Consider the following 20,702-nt stretch of genomic DNA (forward strand, 5'->3'; position numbering starts at 1 on the left):
GCTGGTCAGCAGCATGGCCCGTCGATACACCGCCAGGAGAGTCTCGCAAGTCCGAAAGTACTGCGCGTAAAAAAACCAGGGTATCCGAATCGGCGCACCCCGCGTCGAGCCGCGCATTGGTCGAATTTCATCACCCATCTGCCTTTCTCATCGAAGGAGAAGTCATGGCCCAGTTCAGTGCTACGTCCAGCGAATCCTCGCTGCCACCGTACGACGGCGAAGCATCCACCCACGATTCGCATATGCCCGCCGGCTACAGCGATCGTCTCTATAACGAAGACCTCGCGCCGCTCAAGCAACAGACCTGGGGCGCGTACAACATCTTCGCGTTCTGGATGTCCGACGTGCACAGTGTCGGCGGCTATGTGTTCGCGGGCAGTCTCTTCGCGCTCGGTCTCACGAGCTGGCAGGTGCTGGTGTCGCTTTTGATCGGCATCGGGCTCGTGAACGCGCTCTGCAACCTGATCGCGAAGCCGAGCCAGCAAGCCGGCGTGCCGTATCCGGTCGCGTGCCGCGCGACCTTCGGCGTGCTCGGCGCGAACATTCCCGCCGTGCTGCGCGGGTTGATCGCGGTCGCATGGTACGGAATCCAGACGTTTCTTGCTTCGAGCGCGCTCGTGATCGTCGTGCTCAAGTTCGTCCCGCAGTGGATGCCCTACGCGGACGTTCACAAGCACGGCTTCGTCGGCTTGTCGGCGCTCGGCTGGGCGGGCTTCATGCTGCTGTGGGTGCTGCAAGCCGTGGTGTTCTGGCGCGGCATGGAGATGATCAAGAAGTTCATCGACTTCGCCGGCCCCGCTGTGTATGTCGTGATGTTCATGCTCGCGGGCTACATGGTTTGGCGCGCCGGCCTGCAGAACATTGGCCTCAATCTCGGCGGCGTGAAGTACCACGGCATGGAAGTCGTGCCGGTCATGATCACCGCGATCTCGCTGGTCGTCTCGTACTTCTCCGGCCCGATGCTCAACTTCGGCGACTTCTCCCGCTACTGCAAGAGCTATCGCAGCGTGAAGCGCGGCAACTTCTGGGGCCTGCCGGTCAACTTCCTGGCGTTCTCGCTCGTCACCGTCATCACGACCGCCGCGACGCTGCCGGTGTTCGGCCAGCTGATCACCGACCCGGTTGAAACCGTGGGCCGCATCGATCACCCGACGGCCGTGATCCTCGGCGCGCTGACCTTCACCATCGCGACGATCGGCATCAACATCGTGGCGAACTTCGTGTCGCCGGCCTTCGACTTCTCGAACGTCGCGCCGCGTCACATCAGCTGGCGCATGGGCGGGATGATGGCGGCGGTGGCATCGATCTTCATCACGCCGTGGAACCTGTTCAACAACCCGGCGGTGATCCACTACACGCTCGACGTGCTCGGCAGCTTCATCGGACCGCTCTACGGCGTCCTGATCGTCGACTTCTTCCTGGTCAAGCGCGGCAAGCTCGTGGTGGACGATCTGTACACGGTGTCGGAAACGGGTCGCTACTGGTACACGAAGGGCGTGAACCGCCGTGCGGTCGCGGCATTGTTGCCGGCGGCGCTGATCGCGGTGCTCTGTGTGATGATTCCCGCGCTCGAAGGGGCTGCGAACTTCTCGTGGTTCATCGGCGCGGGCCTCGCCGCGGTTTTCTACTGGTTCCTGGCAGACAAGAAGGCTTCGAACTAAGCTTTAGCGATACACGACGCCGGCCTCATGCGTGCACACGAGCGGTGCCGGCGTTGCAGAAAACGAAATCCGAAGGAGCAGGACCATGCGAATCAAACTGATCAACCCCAACACGACGCAGCGCATGACCGAATCGATGGGGCGTTGCGCGAAAGAAGTGGCATCGCCCGGCACGGAAATCGTCGCGGTGAGCCCGACGATGGGGCCGCCGTCGATCGAAGGCTATTACGACGAGGCGATCGCTTCGCTCGGGTTGCTGGCGGAGATCGAGTCGGGCGAGCGCGAGGGTTTCGACGGCTACGTGATCGCGTGCTTCGGCGACCCCGCGCTCTACGCGGCGCGCGAACTGGCGCGCGGACCGGTGATCGGCATCGCGGAAGCGGCGATGCACGCGGCGAGCGTGATCGCGCCGGGCTTTTCGGTCGTGACGACCTTGGCCCGCACTTGCGGCATGGCGTGGCATCTGGCGGAGCGCTACGGCATGACGCGCTTCTGCAAGAACGTGCGGGCAACCGACGTCGCCGTGCTCGATCTCGACGTGCCGGGGTCGGCGGCGCGCAACATCATCATCGACGAATGCCGCCGCGCGCTCGACGAGGACGGGTCGGATGCGATCGTGCTGGGCTGCGCGGGCATGGCGGAGTTCTGCCACGAAGTCGAGGATGCGATCGGCGCGCCGGTCGTGGAAGGCGTGACGGCCGCTGTGAAATGGGCCGAGGCGCTCATCGCGCTGAAGCTGCACACGTCCAAACGCGGCGATTTCGCGCGCCCGCTCCCAAAACGCTACGACGGCGTACTCGCCGACTACAGCCCGAGAGAGAGCCACATACACCGCAAGTGACCCGCATTATCTGCGCCGCCGTATGGGCGCACCGGGGTGTTTTCGCTACACTGGACCATCGATCCACCGTCCGTTTTCAACCTTGTCATCGCTATGCCCAACGATCCGAACTATCCGCGCGACCTGATCGGCTACGGCCGCCACCCGGTACAGGCGAACTGGCCGGGACGCGCACGCGTCGCCGTGCAATTCGTCCTGAACTACGAGGAGGGCGGCGAAAACTGCGTGCTCCATGGCGATCCGGGCTCGGAGCAGTTTTTGTCGGAGATCGTCGGCGCGGCGTCCTATCCGTCGCGTCACATGAGCATGGAGTCGATCTACGAATACGGATCGCGCGCGGGCGTCTGGCGCATCCTGCGCGAGTTCGAGAAGCGCAATATGCCGCTCACGGTGTTCGGCGTCGGCATGGCGATCGAGCGGCACCCCGAACTCGCACGGGCGTTCGTCGAACTGGGGCATGAGATCGCGTGTCATGGTTATCGGTGGATTCATTACCAGGACATGTCGCCGGAGCGCGAGGCGGAGCACATGCGCCTCGGCATGGAAGCGATCGAACGCGTGACGGGCGCGCGGCCGCTCGGCTGGTACACCGGCCGTGACAGTCCCAATACGCACCGGCTGGTGGCGGAACACGGCGGCTTCCTCTACGACTCCGACAACTACGGCGACGACCTGCCGTTCTGGATGGACGTCGAAGTATCCGGTGGCGCCAATAGCCCGCAACTGATCGTGCCGTACACGCTCGACACCAACGACATGCGTTTCGCGACGCCGCAGGGTTTCAACACGGGCGAGCATTTCTTCACCTATCTGCGCGATGCGTTCGACGTCCTCTACGAAGAAGGCGACGAAGCGCCGAAGATGCTCTCCATCGGCATGCATTGCCGCCTGCTCGGACGCCCGGGGCGTTTTCGCGGGCTGCAGCGTTTTCTCGATCACATCGAAAAACATGACCGCGTGTGGGTGACGCGTCGCGTGGATATCGCGCGGCACTGGCGCGAACATCACCCTTACGAAGGCGGCAAACAAACCAACGGGACGACGGCATGAAGGCGATGCATTACACACTCGATCAACTCAACGCACTGCCCGAAGAAACGTTCGTGACCGTGCTCTCGGGCATCTTCGAGCACTCGCCGTGGGTGGCTGAAGCGGCAGCATCGCATCGGCCGTTCGCGAGCGTCGATGCCTTGCACGTCATGATGTCGGGCGCGGTGGAAGCGGCGGGCGAAGAGCGGCAACTCGCGCTCATCAATGCTCACCCGGAACTTGCAGGCAAGGCGGCGGTGCGCGGCGAACTCACCGAGGAATCGACTCGCGAGCAAAGCGGCGCGGGCCTGAACCTCTGCACGCAGGAAGAATTCGACCGCTTGCAGGCGCTCAACGCCGCGTATCGCGAGAAGTTCGGCTTCCCGTTCATCCTCGCCGTGCGCGGTTACGACCGCCACGGCATCATCGCGAACTTCGAGGCGCGCGTGAATCACAGCCGCGCCGACGAGCTTCGCACCAGTCTCGATCAGATCTACCGGATCGCACGCTTCAGGCTCGATGACCTGATCAGCGCCTGAATCCGTTTTTCACCGCAGAAAGTACAAGGACGAAGACAATGGCAATCCCGACACTCGATCCCAACGCGCCCGAATTCACGCGCCGTTATGTGAACCTCGCGGACCCGCGTCTCGGCGCGCAGGCGCTCGAGGCGAGCGACGACTTCTTCGCGCCGAAAGAGCGCATGTTGAACCCGGAGCCGGCGGTATTCATCCCCGGCAAGTTCGACGACCACGGCAAGTGGATGGACGGCTGGGAAACGCGCCGCAAGCGCTCGACCGGCTACGACTGGTGCGTCATCAAGCTGGCGCGCCCGGGCGTGATCAAGGGTATCGACCTCGACACGAGCCACTTCACCGGCAACTTCCCGCCGGCGGCATCGATCGAAGGCGCGCATGTCGCCGATGGCGCGGCACCGAACCAGTCGACTAAATGGACCGAAATCGTCCCGTCGACCACGCTTCAGGGCAACACTCATCACTATCTCGACGTCAACGTCGAGCAGCCGGTCACGCATCTGCGCGTGAACATCTATCCGGACGGCGGCATCGCGCGTCTGCGGGTGTACGGCCAGCCGCAGCTCGACTGGAGCACCGCGAGCAAGAGCGAACTGTTCGACCTCGCCGCGATGGAAAACGGCGCGTACCTCGTCAATACGAACAACCAGCACTTCGGGCTCGCCTCGACGCTCCTGATGCCGGGCCGCGGCGTGAACATGGGCGACGGCTGGGAAACGCGCCGCCGCCGCGAGCCGGGCAACGACTGGTGTATCGTCGCGCTCGCGCAGCCGGGCATCATCAAGAAAATCGAAGTCGATACCGCGCACTTCAAGGGTAACTATCCGGATCGCTGCTCGCTGCAGGCGGCGCACGTGACGGGCGGCACCGACAGCTCGCTCATCACGCAGGCGATGTTCTGGCCGGTGCTGCTCGGCGAGCAGAAGCTGCAGATGGACAAGCAGCATTTCTTCGAATCGGAACTGGCGGCGCTCGGGCCCGTGACGCACGTGCGCTTCAACATCATCCCGGACGGCGGCGTCTCGCGTCTGCGTCTTTTCGGAACGCTCGCATGAAAAAGCTCGCTATCGAACCGTTGACGCGTGCTGCGTTCAAGCCTTTTGGCGACGTCATCGAGCTCGATGGCGCGAAGCAGATCCCGATCAACCTCGGCACGACGATCCGTTTTCACGATCTCGCGAATATCGACGTCGAAAGTGAAAACGGCCGGCCGCTCGTGAACCTTTTTCGCGGCGAGCCGCGCGTGCTGCCGTTCGAAGTGAAGATGCTCGAACGGCATCCGCTCGGCAGCCAGGCGTTCGTGCCGCTCAACGACAAGCCTTATCTGGTGGTCGTGGCGCCAGCGGGCGATCTGGATGAAGGCGCGATCCGCGCCTTTGTGACGAAGGGATGGCAGGGCGTGAACTACGCGAAGGGCGTCTGGCATCATCCGCTGATCGCGCTCGATGACGTGAGCGATTTCATCGTCGTCGATCGTGGTGGCGATGGGTTGAATCTCAACGAGCAGGATCTGCGCGAATCGCTGTGGCTGACTGAAGAAGCAATGCGCTGACACTGCGAAGCACAACGCGGCAACAATGAAAAGGACCAGGCGACTGGTCCTTTTTTGTCATATGTAGTGATCGCTGAATCCGCGTGCCGGATTACGTCGTCCGACAGTATTACAATCGGCTTTCTAAGCGCCGATTCGCGGCGCGAACTGGTTGGGTGCAGACTACAAAAACCGCACGGCGCCCGGCTCAAGGAGATCACGATGATGACGGAACCGCAGACAGAACACGCCTGGCTGATGAAGCTGTGCGGCGACTGGACCTCGAAGGGCGAGGCAATGTGCGAGCCCGGCGCCACACCCGACACGTGGGAAACCACCGAACACGTGCGCTCGCTCGGCGGCCTGTGGGTGCTGTGCGAGGGGCGCGGCGAAATGAAGGACGGCAACGTCATGACGTCGGTCATGACGATCGGCTACGATCCGCAGATCAAGGAATACGTCGGCAACTTCGTGGCGTCGATCATGACGCACATGTGGATTTACGAGGGCGCGCTCGATGCCGACGAAAAAGTGCTCACGCTCAACACCGAAGGCCCGGTTTTCACGGAGCCCGGCAAGTACACGAAGTACAAGGACGTGATCGAACTGATCGATGACGATCACCGCACGCTCACGTCGTTCATCCTGATGGACGACGGTACGTGGTTCGAGATGATGCGGGCTGATTACTGGCGGAAGAAGTAATCACCGTACGCACAAAAAAAGAGGCCATGAATTCGCATTCATGGCCTCTTTGCTTTCGAGCGTAAAAAGCAGCTTACTTCACCGCGCCGCCATCGAACCACGCGGCGATCTTCTGGCGCTCCGCATCGGTCATCTGCGTGACGTTGCCGAGCGGCATCGCCTTCAGCGTCACCGCCTGCTGATGCACGCGCTGCGCGTTCTGCGAAATCTCGTCGGGCGTATCGAGCATCACGCCGGCCGGGGCGCTGCCCATCATCGTCGGATGCGCGGAGTGGCACGATGCGCAACGCTGCTGGATGATCGGCGCGATGTCGGCGACCTTGATCGCGGGGGCGCCGGCCACTTGAACCTGCGCGGGCGAGGGTTTCGGCATCGTCCAGCTGAACGCGCCGAGCACGAGAACGAGACCGGCCACCGGCAGATACCACAACTGCTGGCCGCGATGGCGCATCACGAAGAACTGCCGGATCAGCGCGCCAGCCAGCATGATGAGCAACAGAATCAGCCAGTTGTACTTGTGCGTGTAAGTCATCGCGTAGTGGTTCGACAGCATCGCGAACACCACCGGCAGCGTGAAATACGTGTTGTGCACCGAGCGCTGCTTGCCCCGCTTGCCGTAGATCGCGTTTGGCGTCTCGCCCTTCAGCATCGCCGCGACCATCTTGCGTTGTCCCGGAATGATGACGAAGAACACGTTGGCCGACATGATCGTTGCAAGCATGGCGCCCGAAATCAGATACGCCGCGCGTCCCGCGAAGATGTGGCACGCGAGCCACGCCGCGACCACGACGTAGATGCCCACGCAGATGCCGAGCAGCTTGTCGTTGTTGCCAAGCGTGCGGCACAGCGAGTCGTAGACGATCCAGCCTGCCATCAGGAAGCCGAGCGCCGACGACACCGCTACCACCGGTCCCATGTCGAGCACGTTCTTGTCGATGAGGTACGTGCTTGGGGCGAGCAGATACAGCACGAAGAAGAGGCCGAAGCCGGACATCCACGTGGTGTAGGACGGCCAGAACGACCAGTGCAGGCTTTCCGGCATGTCCTGCGGCGCGACGGAGTACTTCTGCATGTGATAAAAACCGCCGCCGTGCACGTGCCAGAAATCGCCGAAAACGCCGCGTTTGCGGGCATTCGGGTCCTGCGGCGGTTTCAGACTGTTGTCGAGGGCGACGAAGTAAAACGACTCGCCGATCCACGCAATGGCAACGACGACGTGCAGACAGCGCAATACGAGATTGAGCCAGTCGGTGACAAAACCTTCCATGTTCTCCTCCACTACCGATTCGTTATGCGCACATCGTCGCTATGGTTGCAACCTTCGTTGCATGGGGACAGGCGCGATGTACTGGTCTGGTGCGATGCTCGATCCGTCTCAACTACCGCGATACGTGCTGTAAGCCCAAGGCGAGACAAGCAACGGCACGTGATAGTGCGAGCCCGAATCCGCGACACCAAATCGCAGCGCGACCCGATCGACGAAACGCGGTTCCGGCACCTTCACGCCGATGGCCGCGAAATAGTCGCCCGCGTGGAACACGAGTTCGTATTCGCCGGTGACGAGCGCGTCGCCTTCCAGCAGCGGCGAGTCGCAGCGGCCGTCGTCGTTGGTGAGCGTGGTTTTGAGCGCGCGGCGGGTTTCTCCCGAGAGCGCAAAGAGTTCGACCTTGATGCCGGCGCCGGGACGGCCGTGCGCGGTGTCGAGCACATGGGTTGTGAGCTTGCCCATTCGCATGTTCCTTGTGTTGTGCGATGAACGGCTGCGCATCGATCCAGTACCTGTGCGGCAGCGGCGGATCGAGGCTCCACGTGAGTGGCTACATACCCGTCGGCGTGATCAGATGCGCGCCGTGTACATCATTTTAGAAACTTGCGCGCCGCCGTGCGTCCGCGATAGGAAAGATAATCCCCAGCACATGACAGCGGCGCGTAAGCCGCACGCGTGGTCGATGCGTTCTCTACGCGCTTCAAACGTACACGGCTACCGGGCGATGCTACCCGCGCCAAAATTCGCGAATATATTGGGGACCTGAAGGCGACTATGGCGGCGTTCGCATTGCCAGCGGGATTTTGGCTACCGACATTGAGGCCTCGCGCAGTGCGGCTGCGCGTCCCGAAGACGGCGATCGACGCTGGGTAACCGGGATTTTTCTTCCCCTTACCTACGCAAAAACGGAGATCGACGGTATGGAACAACAACAACGCTCACGAACGCTGCTCGTCAAGAATGCGCAGGTGCTCGTCACGATGGACGGCACTCGCCGCGAGATCGCCGACGGTGGCCTCTACGCGGAAGGCAATCGCATCGTCGCGGTCGGCCCGACGCACGAACTGCCCGCTACCGCCGACGAAGTGCTTGACCTGCGCGGCCATCTGGTGATTCCGGGCCTCGTCAACACGCATCACCATATGTATCAGAGCCTGACGCGCGCGATTCCCGCCGCGCAGAACGCCGAGTTGTTCGGCTGGCTGACGAACCTGTACAAGATCTGGGCGAACCTGACGCCCGAGATGATCGCCGTCTCGACGCAGACCGCGATGGCGGAACTGCTGCTCTCGGGCTGCACGACGTCGAGCGATCATCTCTACATTTATCCGAACGGCAGCCGCCTCGACGACAGCATCGCGGCCGCGCGCGAGATCGGCATGCGGTTCCACGCGGCGCGCGGCAGCATGAGCGTCGGGCAGAAGGACGGTGGGCTGCCGCCGGATTCGGTCGTCGAGAAGGAAGACGCGATCCTGAAAGACACGCAGCGCCTGATCGAGACCTACAACGACGAAGGCCGCTACGCGATGCTGCGCGTGGTCGTTGCGCCGTGCTCGCCGTTTTCGGTGAGCCGCGAGCTGATGCGCGATTCGGCGGTGCTCGCGCGGCAGTACGGCGTGTCGATGCACACCCACCTTGCCGAAAACGTGAACGACGTCGCGTACAGCCGCGAGAAGTTCGGCATGACGCCCGCCGAATATGCCGAGGACCTCGGCTGGGTCGGCCACGACGTGTGGCATGCGCACTGTGTGCAACTGGATCGCGCGGGCATCGACCTGTTCGCCCGCACCGGGACCGGTGTCGCGCATTGTCCGTGCTCGAACATGCGGCTCGCCTCCGGCATCGCGCCGGTCCGCGCGATGCGCGATGCGGGCGTGCCGGTGGGCATCGGCGTCGATGGCTCGGCGTCGAACGACGGCGCGCAGATGGTCGCGGAGGTGCGCCAGGCGCTGTTGCTGCAGCGCGTCGGCTTCGGTCCGGACGCGATGACCGCGCGCGAAGCGCTCGAAATCGCGACGCTCGGCGGCGCCAAAGTGCTTGGTCGCGACGACATCGGCGCGCTCGCACCCGGCATGGCGGCCGATTTCGTGTCGTTCGACCTGTCGCAGCACGGGTTCGCGGGCGCGCTGCACGATCCGGTCGCGGCGCTCGTGTTCTGCGCGCCGTCGCAGGTGTCGACGAGCGTAATCGATGGGAAGGTGGTCGTGCGGGAAGGGCGGTTGACGACGCTCGAACTCGGCGCGCTCGTCGAGCGGCACAACCGGCTGGCGGGGGAACTGGCTAACGCGGCTTAAATCGAGGAGCAAGCGGCCGGCGCAACTGCACCGGCCGTATCGAAGAGAATCAAGGCTGGTCGATGAGCGAGCGCGTCGCTTCCCCGACGAGCCCGCGCAGCCAACGCACTTCGTCGGAGTAATGGCAGCGCTCGTGCCAGAGCTGGTAGTACTGCATCGGCGGGAAGTCGAGCGGCGCCGGCACCACGGCGAGCGGCAGGAAGCGCGCGTAGTGGTCCGCGAAAAGGCGCGTTGTCGTGAAGACGAGATCGGACTTGATCAGCACGTACGGCGCAAGATTGAAGTACGGCAGCGTGACGACCACATGGCGCTTCAGCCGCTCGCGCGCCAGATGCACGTCGATCGCACCGCGCTGGCCGACGGAATAGGGCGTCGGCGCGAGATGCGGCGCGTTCAGATACTGGTCGAGCGTGAGCCCGCCGCGCTTCGCGAACGGATGCGTGTTGGAAACGAGACACACGATCTTGTCGACGAAAAGGTTCGACAGATGCAGTTGCTCCGGCGGTTCCGGCCAGTTGCCGACGACGATATCGAGCTTGCCGTCCTCCAGCGCGAGTTCATAGTCGAAGGCGGGGCCGAGCGAATGAAATTCGAGCGTGGCGTTGGGCGCGGCGATGCGAAACCGCTCGACGACCGTCGGCACGAAGAGCACGTTGAGGTAATCCGGACAGCCGATGCGATAGCACCGCACGGAGGTCGACGGTTCGAAGTTGTGTTGCTGAACCTTGATGCGCTCGATTTCGCGCAGTGCGTTCTGCGTTGGTTCGAGCAGGCGCAGGCCGTATTCGGTGGGGACCATGCCGGACTTGCCGCGCACGAGGAGCGGGTCGCCGGTGATGTCGCGCAGACGCCTGAGCGCCGCGCTGATGGCCGGTTGGGACTGATTGAGCTTGACGGCCGCGCGCGTGACGCTGCGCTCCATCAGCAAGGTGTGCAAGACGCGCAATAAGTAAGTATCGATCGCCTCGCGCTGCTGACTCATGTTATCTCCGGTATATGTTCTGGCTGATCGACGACTGTGTGGACCATATCATTTTTAATATGTCTCAACGATTGCGTCAAGGTGGGCATACCCGCAAAGGCTGGCTCGGCGAGGCGTCGGCGGCTTTTTTGAGTGATCGACGGAACGCCTTGAATTCGGTATCTTCTGCCCGCGGTCCGGTTTGCCTCTTGCGGCTCTCGGGCTTTCCGGCCTTTCGACTTACGGCTTTGCGCACTCACTGATCTCATGGGCGACGCTACTTTCACCTCCAATCCGCCGCCGCGCCTGTCGCTTTCCGGCATCAGCAAGCAATACCCGGCTGTCAAGGCGAACGACGACGTCACGCTTATCGTCGCGCCCGGCGAAATCCACGCGGTGCTCGGCGAGAACGGCGCGGGCAAGTCGACGCTGATGAAGATCATCTACGGTGCCGTGCGGCCGGACCAGGGCGAGATCCGCTGGGGAGGCGAGTTAGTCGAGATCAGCAGCCCGGCGGCTGCGCGCAAGCTCGGTATCGGCATGGTGTTCCAGCACTTTTCGCTGTTCGAGACGCTGACCGTCGGTGAAAACATCGCGCTCGCGCTCGACGACAAGTTCGATCTGAAGACGCTGGCGAAGCGCATCCGCGAGGTGTCGGCGGACTACGGGCTCGACGTCGATCCGCAGCGGCACGTCCACAGCCTGACTGTCGGCGAGCGGCAGCGCGTGGAGATCGTGCGGTGTCTCTTGCAGAACCCGCGCCTGCTGATCATGGACGAGCCGACTTCGGTGCTCACGCCGCAAGCGGTCAAGAAGCTTTTTACGGTGCTTCGACGGCTTGCGTCGGAGGGCTGCAGCATTCTCTACATCAGCCACAAGCTCGACGAAATCCAGGCGCTCTGCGAGACCGCGACCGTGATGCGCGGTGGTCGCGTGACGGGCAACGTCGATCCGCGCAAGGAGACGCACGCGTCGCTCGCGCAGTTGATGGTCGGCCATTCGCTGCCCGGCTACACGCGCCGCGCGCATACGCCGGGCGATGCACGGCTCGTTGTGAAGAACCTGTCGGTGGCGAGTCCCGACCCGTTCGGCACATCGCTCGAAAACGTCTCGTTCGAGGTCAAGGCCGGCGAAATCTTCGGGATCGCGGGCGTCTCGGGCAACGGGCAGGCGGAGTTGCTGGCGTCGCTGTCGGGTGAAATCCGCGACCGGCACGTCGCTGCCGATGCCGTCTCGATCTGCGGCAAGCCTGCTGCGCGTTTGTCGGCGGGCGCGCGCCGCTCGCTCGGCTTCGCCTTCGTGCCGGAAGAGCGGCTCGGACGCGGCGCGGTGCCGGCGATGTCGCTCGCGGAGAACGGCTTGCTGACCGCGCATCGCGAAAGCATGGTGAAGGGCGGCTGGATCAACGCGAAGGCCGTGCGCGCGTTCGCCGACCGCTGCATCCAGTCGTTCGACGTGCGCTGTGGCGGCAACACGGCGCTCGCGCAAAGCCTCTCGGGCGGCAACTTGCAGAAGTTCATCGTCGGACGCGAGATTTTGCAGGAGCCGAAGGTGCTCGTCGTCGCGCAACCGACCTGGGGTGTCGACGTCGGCGCGGCCGCGTTCATCCGCCAGCAGTTGCTCGACCTCGCGGCGCGCGGCGTCGCGATCCTCGTGATTTCGGAGGAACTGGAAGAGCTCTTCGACATCTGCGACCGCCTCGCCGTGCTCGCGCGCGGCAAGCTCTCTCCCGTGCGCGCGACCGGCGATACGAATGCCGAAGAAATCGGCCTTTTCATGGCGGGCCTCTTCGACGGCAAGCGCGCCGAGCCCGCCGCCATCGACTCAATCAACAAATAACCCCGATGATCTTTCCCTACCGACTCGAAGCGCGCCCGAGCCCGTCCCGCGCGATGCAGCTTGCCGTTCCGGCCGTCGCGGCGGTCGCGACGCTCGTCATCGGTTTTCTGATTTTCAGCCTCGTCGGGCAGGACCCGTTGCGCGCGATGCACGCGTTCTTCGTCGAGCCGCTTTCCAACGTGAACGGCTGGTCGGAGCTCGTGCTGAAGGCGTCGCCGCTGTGCCTGATCGGGCTCGGGCTCGCGGTCGGCTATCGCGCGAACGTGTGGAATATCGGCGCGGAAGGGCAAATGCTGCTCGGCGGGATCGTCGCGGGCGGGATCGCGATCCACCTGGGCGACACCTCCGGCTGGTGGACGCTGCCGCTGATGATGGCGGGCGGCGTCGCGGGCGGCATGGCGTGGGCGGCGATCCCGGCGCTCCTCAAGAGCCGCTTCAACACGAATGAAATCCTCACGAGCCTGATGCTCACCTACGTCGCGACGCAGTTGCTCATCTATCTGGTGAGCGGCCCGTGGCGCGATCCCGAGGGCATGAACTTCCCGATCTCGGCGATGTTCGTCGATGACGCGCTCTTCCCGCGTCTATACGGCGACTGGCACTGGGCGTGGCTGAAGGGCACGCGGATCAACGCGTCGGTGTTCCTGACGGCGATCGCGATTCCGCTCGTCTGGATCTTCATGCGCAAAAGTTTCGCGGGCTACCGGATGAACGTCGGCGGTCTCGCGCCGCTCGCGGCGCGCTACGCGGGGTTCTCGGACAAGAAAACCATCTGGACGTCGCTTCTGCTCTCTGGCGCGCTCGCGGGCCTGGCCGGCATGGGCGAAGTCGCCGGGCCGATCGGACAGTTGCAGGCCGGCTGGTCGCCGGGATACGGCTTCACGGCGATCATCGTCGTGTTTGTCGGACGGCTGCATCCGATCGGGATCGTGCTAGCCAGTCTCCTGATGGCGCTCCTCTATCTCGGCGGCGAAGCAGTGCAGACGTCGCTCCAGCTTCCGCAAGCGCTGGCGGGCGTGTTCCAGGGCCTGCTGCTGTTCTGCCTGCTCGGCTGCGATCTCTTCGTCAACTATCGCGTGCGGCGCCGGACGGTGCATCACGCGGCGCATTCCTGATTCTTAAGATTCCTCGCGAGGCTCGAACAATATGGACATCAATCAGGCCGGCAACCTCGCCACCAGCGCCGTCATCGCGGCGATTCCGCTGATGTACGCGGGCGCGGGCGAACTCGTCGCGGAGAAGTCGGGCGTGCTGAACCTCGGCGTCGAAGGGATGATGCTGATGGGCGCCGTCTCGGGCTACGCCGTCACGGCGATCACAGGCAATCCGTGGCTCGGGATCGGCGCGTCGCTGCTCGCGGGGATGGCGATGTCGCTCCTCTTCGGCTTTCTCACGATCACGATGCTCGCGAACCAGGTCGCGACGGGGCTTTCGCTCACGATCTTCGGCATCGGCTTTTCGGCGTATATCGGGAAGCCCTATACATCGGCGGCGGTGCGCGCGTCGATCGAGGCGATGCCGATTCCGGGCCTCTCGTCGATTCCGGTCGTCGGCCCCGCGTTCTTCTCGCTCACACCACTCGGCTATCTCGCGTTCGTCATGTTCGGCGTGATCGGATGGTTCCTGTACCGCACGCGCGCCGGGCTCGTGCTGCGCTCGGTCGGGGAGTCGCCGGCAGTCGCGCATTCGGTCGGTTTTCCGGTAGTCGGCGTGCGCTACGGCGCGACGCTCTTCGGTGGCGCGATGGCGGGCATCGGCGGCGGCTATTACTCGATCGTCTACCTGCACATCTGGCAGGAGCAACTGACCTCGGGCCGCGGCTGGATCGCGCTCGCGCTCGTCGTGTTCGCGACGTGGCGGCCGGGGCGGCTGATGATCGGCGCGCTGCTCTTCGGCGCGGTGATGGCGCTGCAGTTCTACGCGCAGGCGATCGGCGTGCCGGTCCCGACGCAGTTCCTCGCGATGCTGCCTTACATCGCGACGATCGTCGTGCTCGTGCTGATCTCGCGCAATCCGAACACGATCAAGCTGAATGCGCCGGCCTCGCTCGGCAAGCCGTTCTTCGCGGCGAGCTGAAGGCTGGACTGCGCGCGGTGTTGTACATCGGCTGCACGGCGCGGCGTACGGGTTCCGTTCCCATTTTTGACACAACAAACTGACAGACGATTTCGCTTTTCACAACATCGACCAGGAGAATCACAATGAAAAAATCATGGCTGAACGCGCTGACGGCTGCGGGTACCGCGGTCGCGCTGTCCGCGACGCTCGCGGCAGCGAGCGCCCGGGCGGCGGACGCACCGGGCATCGCGTTCGTCTATCTGGGCAACCCGGGCGACGCGGGCTGGACCTTCGCCCACGACGTGGGCAGCAAGGAAGCGGAAGCGAAATTCGGCAACAAGGTCAAGATCACGCGCGTGGAGAACGTGCCGGAATCGGCGGATTCGGAGCGCGTGTTCCGCGATCTCGCGAACAAGGGCAACAAGGTCATCTTCGGGACGAGCTTCGGCTATCAGGACTTTCAGTTAAAGGTCGCGAAGGACTTTCCCGACACGATCTTCCTGACCGCGACCGGCTTCAAAAAGGCCAAGAACTTCGGCACGTACGACGTGCGGATGTACCAGGGCGCGTATCTGGCGGGCGTCGCCGCGGGTTACGTGACGAAGACGAACACGCTCGGCTTCGTGGCATCGGTGCCGATTCCCGAGGTGATCCGCAACATCAACGCGTACACGATGGGCGCGCGTTCCGTGAATCCGAAGATCCATACGAAGGTCATCTGGATCAATAGCTGGTTCGATCCGGGCAAGGAAAAGCAGGCGGCGGAAACGCTGATCGGCCAGGGCGCCGACGTGCTGCTGCAAAACACCGATTCGAACGCGACGCTCGCGACGGCCGCCGAAAAGAAGGTGTTCGCGTTCGGCTGGGATTCGAACATGAAAAAGTTCGGCCCGAGCGCGCATCTGGGCTCGGTTGTCGCGCACTGGGGCGTGTACTACAACGAAGTGATCCAGCAGGTTCTGGACGGCAAGTGGAAGAACGATCCGGTGTGGCTCGGCATGCCGCAGAAGGCGGTCGATCTCGAGGACCTGAACAGCGGCGCGATTCCCGCGAAGGCGATGCAGGCCGTCGCGGCGAAGCGTGACGAACTGCACGGCGGCAAGTGGGACGTGTTCACCGGGCCGATCAAGGATCAGGCGGGCGCGGAGAAGGTCGCGGCGGGCAAGACGCTGACCGATCCGGAATTGCAGCGCATCAACTGGTATGTGGAAGGCGTGGACGGGTCGCTGCCGAAGTAAGGTTTTACGCGAGTCGCATTTTTGCCAAAAGGAAAGGCCGCACTTCGCAGGAAGTGCGGCCTTTCTGTTTGAAGCTATGGGCGTCACTCTTCCAGGCGCAGCCCGACCTTCAACGTGACCTGCCAGTGCAGGACTTTGCCTTCCTCGATGTGCCCGCGGGTCTCTACCACTTCGAACCAGTGCATGTTGCGCAGCGTCTTGGACGCCTTGGTCAGCGCGACACGCACGGCGTCATCGCTTGACTGCGTCGACGAGCCGGTAAGTTCGATCATCTTGTATACGTGTTCCGACATGATGTTCTCCTTGGATTGAGGCGGATTGACGTGGCTTTCGATTTGCCACGATGTTGCAGCAAGACATGCGCCACGGTTCGGCGCGCGAGCGTGGGTGCAATCAATTAAAGGACATGAAGGGGCAGCGCCGAAAGTCGGAAAGACACTGACGCGTTTCGCTGCTGCTGCCATGAAGGCGCAGCCGGTGATCGAGGGATTGGGATCGCCCGGGCAGAGGATGCCCGGGCATTGAAGATCAGCGCAGCGGTCGCGACGCGGCGTCGCCTGCGTCCTGCCGGCGTGTGCCGCGACGCGTGCGCGCCGAGACCGTCGCGCCGAATTCGCTCAGGATCTGCGTGCGGGCGCGGCTCGCGAACACGAGGAAACCGAAGCCGTTCGCCTCGTACCAGTAACCGCCGTTCTCGAGTCCGTCGAGCGGCTGTTCGAGCGCGTTCGTGATCGACTCGATGCAGCGGCGATGCAGTTCCTCGGTCGCCGGGTAGGGCGGCTGGGCGCCGCGCACGCTGCATAGCAGGACATCGAGACCGGGCAGGACGTGCGCATAGAGAACCGGCTCGTCCTGCGCGCGGGCGCGCGCGATCTTGGTGTCGAGCTGGCCGAACGCCTTGAAATGTCGAAGGACCGCCAGGAACGACTCGTCCCCGTCGACCTTCACGCGTTTACGCTTTTTCGGGAAGGACATAAAAATTCGCCTGAAAAAGAATTGCAAGAAACGCAGCGTCCTCATGCGGCCACTCCCGTCTTGCGGGCCGGACTTTGATCTTGGCACGTCGATCTTTTATAGCACATCGAAGTGGTCGGTTCACCGCGATTCGGTGGGGCGCTGCACATCGCCGGCTAACCGTCCGCCGGACGATGCGCGGCGCGCACGAATCGTGCCGAAGACCTGCGGCGGCTCGCTTGGCATCAGTCTCAATAATAGTCCCGCAATTCCGCGTGCGACGAAAAATCTCGAAGAAAAAAGCTGCAGCGCATACGAATTAGCCTCGCCGAATCGCCTGCCAATGCAAAAAACCCGCGACGGAGCGCGGGTCGGATGAGATGCGCACACAGGCGGTGCGTACGGGCGAATCTCAGAGACGCGGTGAATTCTTCAGCGAATCGCGGATCTCGCGCAGCAGCAGCACGTCTTCGGGCGTCGCAGCGGGTGCCGTTTCGTTGGGCTTGCGCAAGTTATTGATGAACTTGACCATCAGGAAAATGATGAACGCCAGGATGATGAAGTTGATCAGGACCGTGATGAACGAGCCGTAGCCGAACACGGCGACGCCAGCCGTCTGCAGGTCTTTATACGAGCCGATATTGCCCTTGAACGTCTCCGGTATGGGCCCGAGCTTGACGAACAGGTTCGAGAAGTCGAGCCCGCCTGTCGCGAGCCCGACGACCGGCATGATCAGATCCTTGACGATGGAGTTCACGATGGTCGAGAACGCGCCACCGATGATCACACCGACGGCCAGGTCCATGACGTTGCCCTTCAGGGCGAAATTCTTGAATTCCTGAATCATGCTCATGCGCGGCTTCCTCCAGTAAAAAGTTCGCGACGATTGGCGCAAACGGGCAGCAAAGCTGATGCCAAAGTTTAAGCGGACGAATATTCCTCCTCATTGCGTCCGCGGGTGGAGCAGAGTCATGATAGCTAATCGGTCCCCACGACGCGCGCGGTTTTTGACGCGTTAAGGATTTTTGGCTTGCTGCGGCTGGCTCGTCGCTTCATTCGACCTGTACGTTTTACACCGGGCCTGACCACGCATGCGATAGGCGCGCTGAGAGCAACGCGCTGACGCGCGCCCGCCTTCGGGCATACAACCTGCTTATATCGACGGCCAGAGTCCGCGCGCGGCTTTACATCGCCGCAGCGAATGCTCATGCCCGCTTTCGCTGCCGCGCTTCGCAAGAGAAGCACGGCGCATTACCATCACCGAGAACCACCACTACATGCCGAACGATATCCGTATTGCCGAAGGTTCGCCGTTTCCGCTCGGCGCCACCTGGGACGGCGAAGGCGTCAATTTCGCGCTCTTTTCCGCTAACGGGACCAAAGTCGAACTGTGCCTTTTCGACGAAAAAGGTGAGAAGGAAATCGAACGCATCGAACTCCCGGAATACACCGATGAAGTGTGGCACGTCTACGTCCGCGGGCTGAAGCCGGGCACGGTGTACGGCTATCGCGTGCACGGCCCGTACGAGCCCGAAGCCGGCCATCGCTTCAACCCGAACAAGCTGCTCCTCGACCCGTACGCGAAGGCGCACGTCGGCGAGTTGACGTGGGACCCGGCCGTTTTCGGCTACACGCTCAACGCCGACGGCGACGATCTCACCTTCGACGAACGCGACAGCGCGCCCTTCATGCAGAAGTGCCAGGTCGTCGACCAGACGTTCCAGTGGACCCACCCGACGCGCGTGCGCGTGCCCTGGGAACGCACGATCTTCTACGAAACCCACGTGCGTGGTTACACGAAGCGCCATCCAGCCGTGCCCGAGCACATGCGCGGCACGTTCGAGGGTTTGGGACAAAAGGAAGTCATCGAGCACATCAAGAGTCTTGGCGTGACCTCGGTCGAACTGATGCCGATCCACGCATTCGTCAACGACAGCCATCTCACTGATAAAGGCCTCACCAACTACTGGGGCTACAACACGATCGGCTTTTTCGCTGCCGATCCGCGCTTTTTCGCGCGCGGCCCGGGTGTGGTCGCCGAGTTCAAGGAAATGGTCGACCGGCTGCACGAAGCGGGGCTCGAAGTGATCCTCGACGTCGTCTACAACCACACGGCCGAAGGCAACGAGCGCGGACCGACGCTGTCGTTCCGCGGCATCGACAACGCCTCGTACTATCGTCTGATGCCCGAGGAAAACCGCTATTACATCAACGATACCGGCACCGGCAACACGCTGAACCTGTCGCATCCGCGCGTTTTGCAGATGGTCACGGACAGCCTGCGCTACTGGGTGACGGAAATGAACGTCGACGGCTTCCGTTTCGACCTCGCGACGATCCTCGGCCGCGAGCCGTACGGTTTCGATGAAGGCGGCGGTTTCCTCGACAGTTGCCGGCAGGACCCGATTCTCTCGAGCGTCAAGCTGATCGCCGAACCGTGGGATTGCGGCCCGGGCGGCTATCAAGTGGGCGGCTTCCCGCCCGGCTGGGCCGAATGGAACGACCGGTACCGCGACACCGTCCGCGAATTCTGGAAGGGCGACGACGGCGTCGCGGCCGAACTCGCGACGCGCATCACCGGTTCCGGCGACAAGTTCAACCATCGCGGGCGTCGTCCGTGGGCGAGCGTGAACTTCATCACCGCGCACGACGGCTTCACGCTGAACGACCTCGTCTCGTACAACGACAAGCACAACGACGCCAACGGCGAGGATGGCAAGGACGGCCATTCGGACAACAAGTCGTGGAACTGCGGCGCCGAGGGTTCCACCGACGATCCCGAAATTCGCACGTTGCGCGAGCGTCAGAAGCGCAACATGCTCGCGACCCTGCTGTTCTCGCAAGGCACGCCGATGGTCCTTGCGGGCGACGAGTTCGGCCGCACGCAGCAGGGCAACAACAACGCGTATTGCCAGGATAACGAGATAAGCTGGGTCGACTGGGAAGGGATCGACGATGACGGCCGCGCGCTGATCGAATTCATGCGCAAGCTGACGACGCTGCGGCACACGCTTCCAGTGCTGCGTCGCGGGCGCTTTTTGACCGGCGAGTATCACGAAGATTTGCAGGTCGCCGACGTGAAGTGGCTGAGTCCGTCCGGCGACGAACTGATGCCCGAGCAATGGGACGATCCGTCGATGCGCTGCTTCGGCCTCGTGATCGACGGCCGCGCGCAGGCGACGGGCATCCGCCGGCCAGCATCGGACGCGACGCTGCTCGTGGTGGTGAACGCCCATCACGATGTCGTCGATTTCACACTGCCGGAAGTGCCGGGCAGCGACCAGTGGAGCTGCCTCATCGATACGAACGCGCCGATCCGCGAAGAACTCGAAGATTTCGATTCAGGCGCGGTGTATCAGGTGACGGGGCGCTCGTTGCTGCTCTTCGCGCTGCATGCGCGCGGCGCGACCAAGCGCATCTTCAAGCGCCTGGAAGAAGCGCTGACGGACGAAGTGGAACCGGAAGGCGATGCGCCGAAGGGCTGAGGGGAGGGAGGGCGGATACGGGCCCTGTATGATGCGGGTCCGTCTCCCTTTCCCACAACCGCCATCCGGACGATGAACGAAACGAACTCGCCACACCGCGCCCGCTTCATCGAAGCGACATGATTTTCGACGCGATAGCACGCGTCGCGTGTTGGGATCAGCTCGAGCGCGTGTGGGAGTTCATCGTCGCGTTCTTCAAGTTTCTGTGGGCGCTGCTGCGTTTTCTCGGCGGCGGGTGAGCGCCGGATTGCTCCAGAAGTCCGACGCGCGCCGTCACGCAGCCGTTTGTACGGATGAACATGC

19 protein-coding genes are annotated in these 20,702 nt (G+C 63.1%); 13 read left to right on the forward strand and 6 right to left on the reverse strand.

What is annotated here, in order from left to right:
* Positions 1-164: 164 nt before the first annotated feature.
* From AWB65_RS05725 to AWB65_RS05755, 7 genes are all read left to right on the forward strand, one after another.
* Positions 165-1,661, forward strand: a complete 1,497-nt coding sequence (locus AWB65_RS05725; RefSeq protein ID WP_087666217.1) for an NCS1 family nucleobase:cation symporter-1 — start codon at positions 165-167, stop codon at positions 1,659-1,661.
* An 85-nt stretch (positions 1,662-1,746) separates the two neighbouring features.
* Positions 1,747-2,502 (forward strand): aspartate/glutamate racemase family protein, encoded by a 756-nt coding sequence (locus AWB65_RS05730; protein WP_087656036.1) that lies wholly within the window; start codon positions 1,747-1,749, stop codon positions 2,500-2,502.
* A gap of 93 nt (positions 2,503-2,595) precedes the next feature.
* Positions 2,596-3,552, forward strand: a complete 957-nt coding sequence (puuE, locus tag AWB65_RS05735; protein WP_087666218.1) for an allantoinase PuuE — start codon at positions 2,596-2,598, stop codon at positions 3,550-3,552.
* Positions 3,549-4,070: a 2-oxo-4-hydroxy-4-carboxy-5-ureidoimidazoline decarboxylase gene (gene uraD, locus AWB65_RS05740; protein ID WP_087666219.1), complete on the forward strand. Its 522-nt coding sequence runs from the start codon at positions 3,549-3,551 to the stop codon at positions 4,068-4,070. The genes puuE and uraD overlap by 4 nt, the downstream gene beginning before the upstream one ends.
* Before the next feature lie 38 nt (positions 4,071-4,108).
* Entirely contained in the window at positions 4,109-5,122 is a 1,014-nt protein-coding gene (alc, locus tag AWB65_RS05745) for an allantoicase (RefSeq protein WP_087666220.1), read from the forward strand.
* Positions 5,119-5,619, forward strand: a complete 501-nt coding sequence (locus tag AWB65_RS05750) for an ureidoglycolate lyase (protein WP_087666221.1) — start codon at positions 5,119-5,121, stop codon at positions 5,617-5,619. Before alc ends, AWB65_RS05750 begins: the two co-directional genes overlap by 4 nt.
* Positions 5,620-5,820: 201 nt before the next feature.
* Positions 5,821-6,303, forward strand: coding sequence for a DUF1579 domain-containing protein (locus tag AWB65_RS05755; protein WP_087666222.1), 483 nt, complete (start codon positions 5,821-5,823; stop codon positions 6,301-6,303).
* A 73-nt stretch (positions 6,304-6,376) separates the two neighbouring features.
* On the opposite strand, the gene AWB65_RS05760 is transcribed toward AWB65_RS05755, so the two are convergent.
* The gene (locus AWB65_RS05760) at positions 6,377-7,570 is read right to left on the reverse strand and encodes a urate hydroxylase PuuD (RefSeq protein ID WP_087666223.1); all 1,194 of its coding nucleotides are present in this window, start codon (positions 7,568-7,570) and stop codon (positions 6,377-6,379) included.
* 108 nt (positions 7,571-7,678) lie between these two features.
* Positions 7,679-8,032, reverse strand: coding sequence for a hydroxyisourate hydrolase (gene uraH, locus AWB65_RS05765; RefSeq protein WP_087666224.1), 354 nt, complete (start codon positions 8,030-8,032; stop codon positions 7,679-7,681).
* Between the two features lie 458 nt (positions 8,033-8,490).
* On the opposite strand from uraH, the gene AWB65_RS05770 reads away from it, so the two are divergent.
* Positions 8,491-9,864, forward strand: coding sequence for an 8-oxoguanine deaminase (locus AWB65_RS05770; protein WP_087666225.1), 1,374 nt, complete (start codon positions 8,491-8,493; stop codon positions 9,862-9,864).
* 49 nt (positions 9,865-9,913) lie between these two features.
* Here the strand turns inward: AWB65_RS05770 and AWB65_RS05775 are convergent, their stop codons facing one another.
* Positions 9,914-10,846, reverse strand: coding sequence for a LysR substrate-binding domain-containing protein (locus AWB65_RS05775; RefSeq protein WP_087656028.1), 933 nt, complete (start codon positions 10,844-10,846; stop codon positions 9,914-9,916).
* A 246-nt stretch (positions 10,847-11,092) separates the two neighbouring features.
* On the opposite strand from AWB65_RS05775, the gene AWB65_RS05780 reads away from it, so the two are divergent.
* The 4 genes from AWB65_RS05780 to AWB65_RS05795 all read left to right on the forward strand — a co-directional run bounded on the left by AWB65_RS05780 (position 11,093) and on the right by AWB65_RS05795 (position 15,960).
* Positions 11,093-12,664: an ABC transporter ATP-binding protein gene (locus AWB65_RS05780; RefSeq protein ID WP_087666226.1), complete on the forward strand. Its 1,572-nt coding sequence runs from the start codon at positions 11,093-11,095 to the stop codon at positions 12,662-12,664.
* A 5-nt stretch (positions 12,665-12,669) separates the two neighbouring features.
* Positions 12,670-13,779 (forward strand): ABC transporter permease, encoded by a 1,110-nt coding sequence (locus tag AWB65_RS05785; protein ID WP_087666227.1) that lies wholly within the window; start codon positions 12,670-12,672, stop codon positions 13,777-13,779.
* 31 nt (positions 13,780-13,810) lie between these two features.
* Positions 13,811-14,740 carry an ABC transporter permease gene (locus AWB65_RS05790; protein WP_087666228.1) on the forward strand — a complete coding sequence of 310 codons (930 nt, stop codon included), beginning with the start codon at positions 13,811-13,813 and terminating at the stop codon, positions 14,738-14,740.
* 125 nt (positions 14,741-14,865) lie between these two features.
* Positions 14,866-15,960 (forward strand): BMP family ABC transporter substrate-binding protein, encoded by a 1,095-nt coding sequence (locus tag AWB65_RS05795; RefSeq protein ID WP_087666229.1) that lies wholly within the window; start codon positions 14,866-14,868, stop codon positions 15,958-15,960.
* An 83-nt stretch (positions 15,961-16,043) separates the two neighbouring features.
* Here the strand turns inward: AWB65_RS05795 and AWB65_RS05800 are convergent, their stop codons facing one another.
* The 3 genes from AWB65_RS05800 to mscL all read right to left on the reverse strand — a co-directional run bounded on the left by AWB65_RS05800 (position 16,044) and on the right by mscL (position 17,767).
* Positions 16,044-16,253, reverse strand: coding sequence for a dodecin (locus AWB65_RS05800; RefSeq protein WP_087666230.1), 210 nt, complete (start codon positions 16,251-16,253; stop codon positions 16,044-16,046).
* Positions 16,254-16,488: 235 nt separating this feature from the next.
* Positions 16,489-16,980, reverse strand: a complete 492-nt coding sequence (locus AWB65_RS05805; protein ID WP_087656022.1) for a hypothetical protein — start codon at positions 16,978-16,980, stop codon at positions 16,489-16,491.
* Positions 16,981-17,326: 346 nt separating this feature from the next.
* Positions 17,327-17,767 (reverse strand): large conductance mechanosensitive channel protein MscL, encoded by a 441-nt coding sequence (gene mscL / locus AWB65_RS05810; protein ID WP_087666231.1) that lies wholly within the window; start codon positions 17,765-17,767, stop codon positions 17,327-17,329.
* A gap of 424 nt (positions 17,768-18,191) precedes the next feature.
* On the opposite strand from mscL, the gene glgX reads away from it, so the two are divergent.
* Positions 18,192-20,399, forward strand: coding sequence for a glycogen debranching protein GlgX (glgX, locus tag AWB65_RS05815; protein ID WP_087666232.1), 2,208 nt, complete (start codon positions 18,192-18,194; stop codon positions 20,397-20,399).
* Positions 20,400-20,702 lie beyond the last annotated feature (303 nt).

The organism is Caballeronia humi (assembly GCF_001544475.1).
GTDB lineage: Bacteria > Pseudomonadota > Gammaproteobacteria > Burkholderiales > Burkholderiaceae > Caballeronia > Caballeronia humi.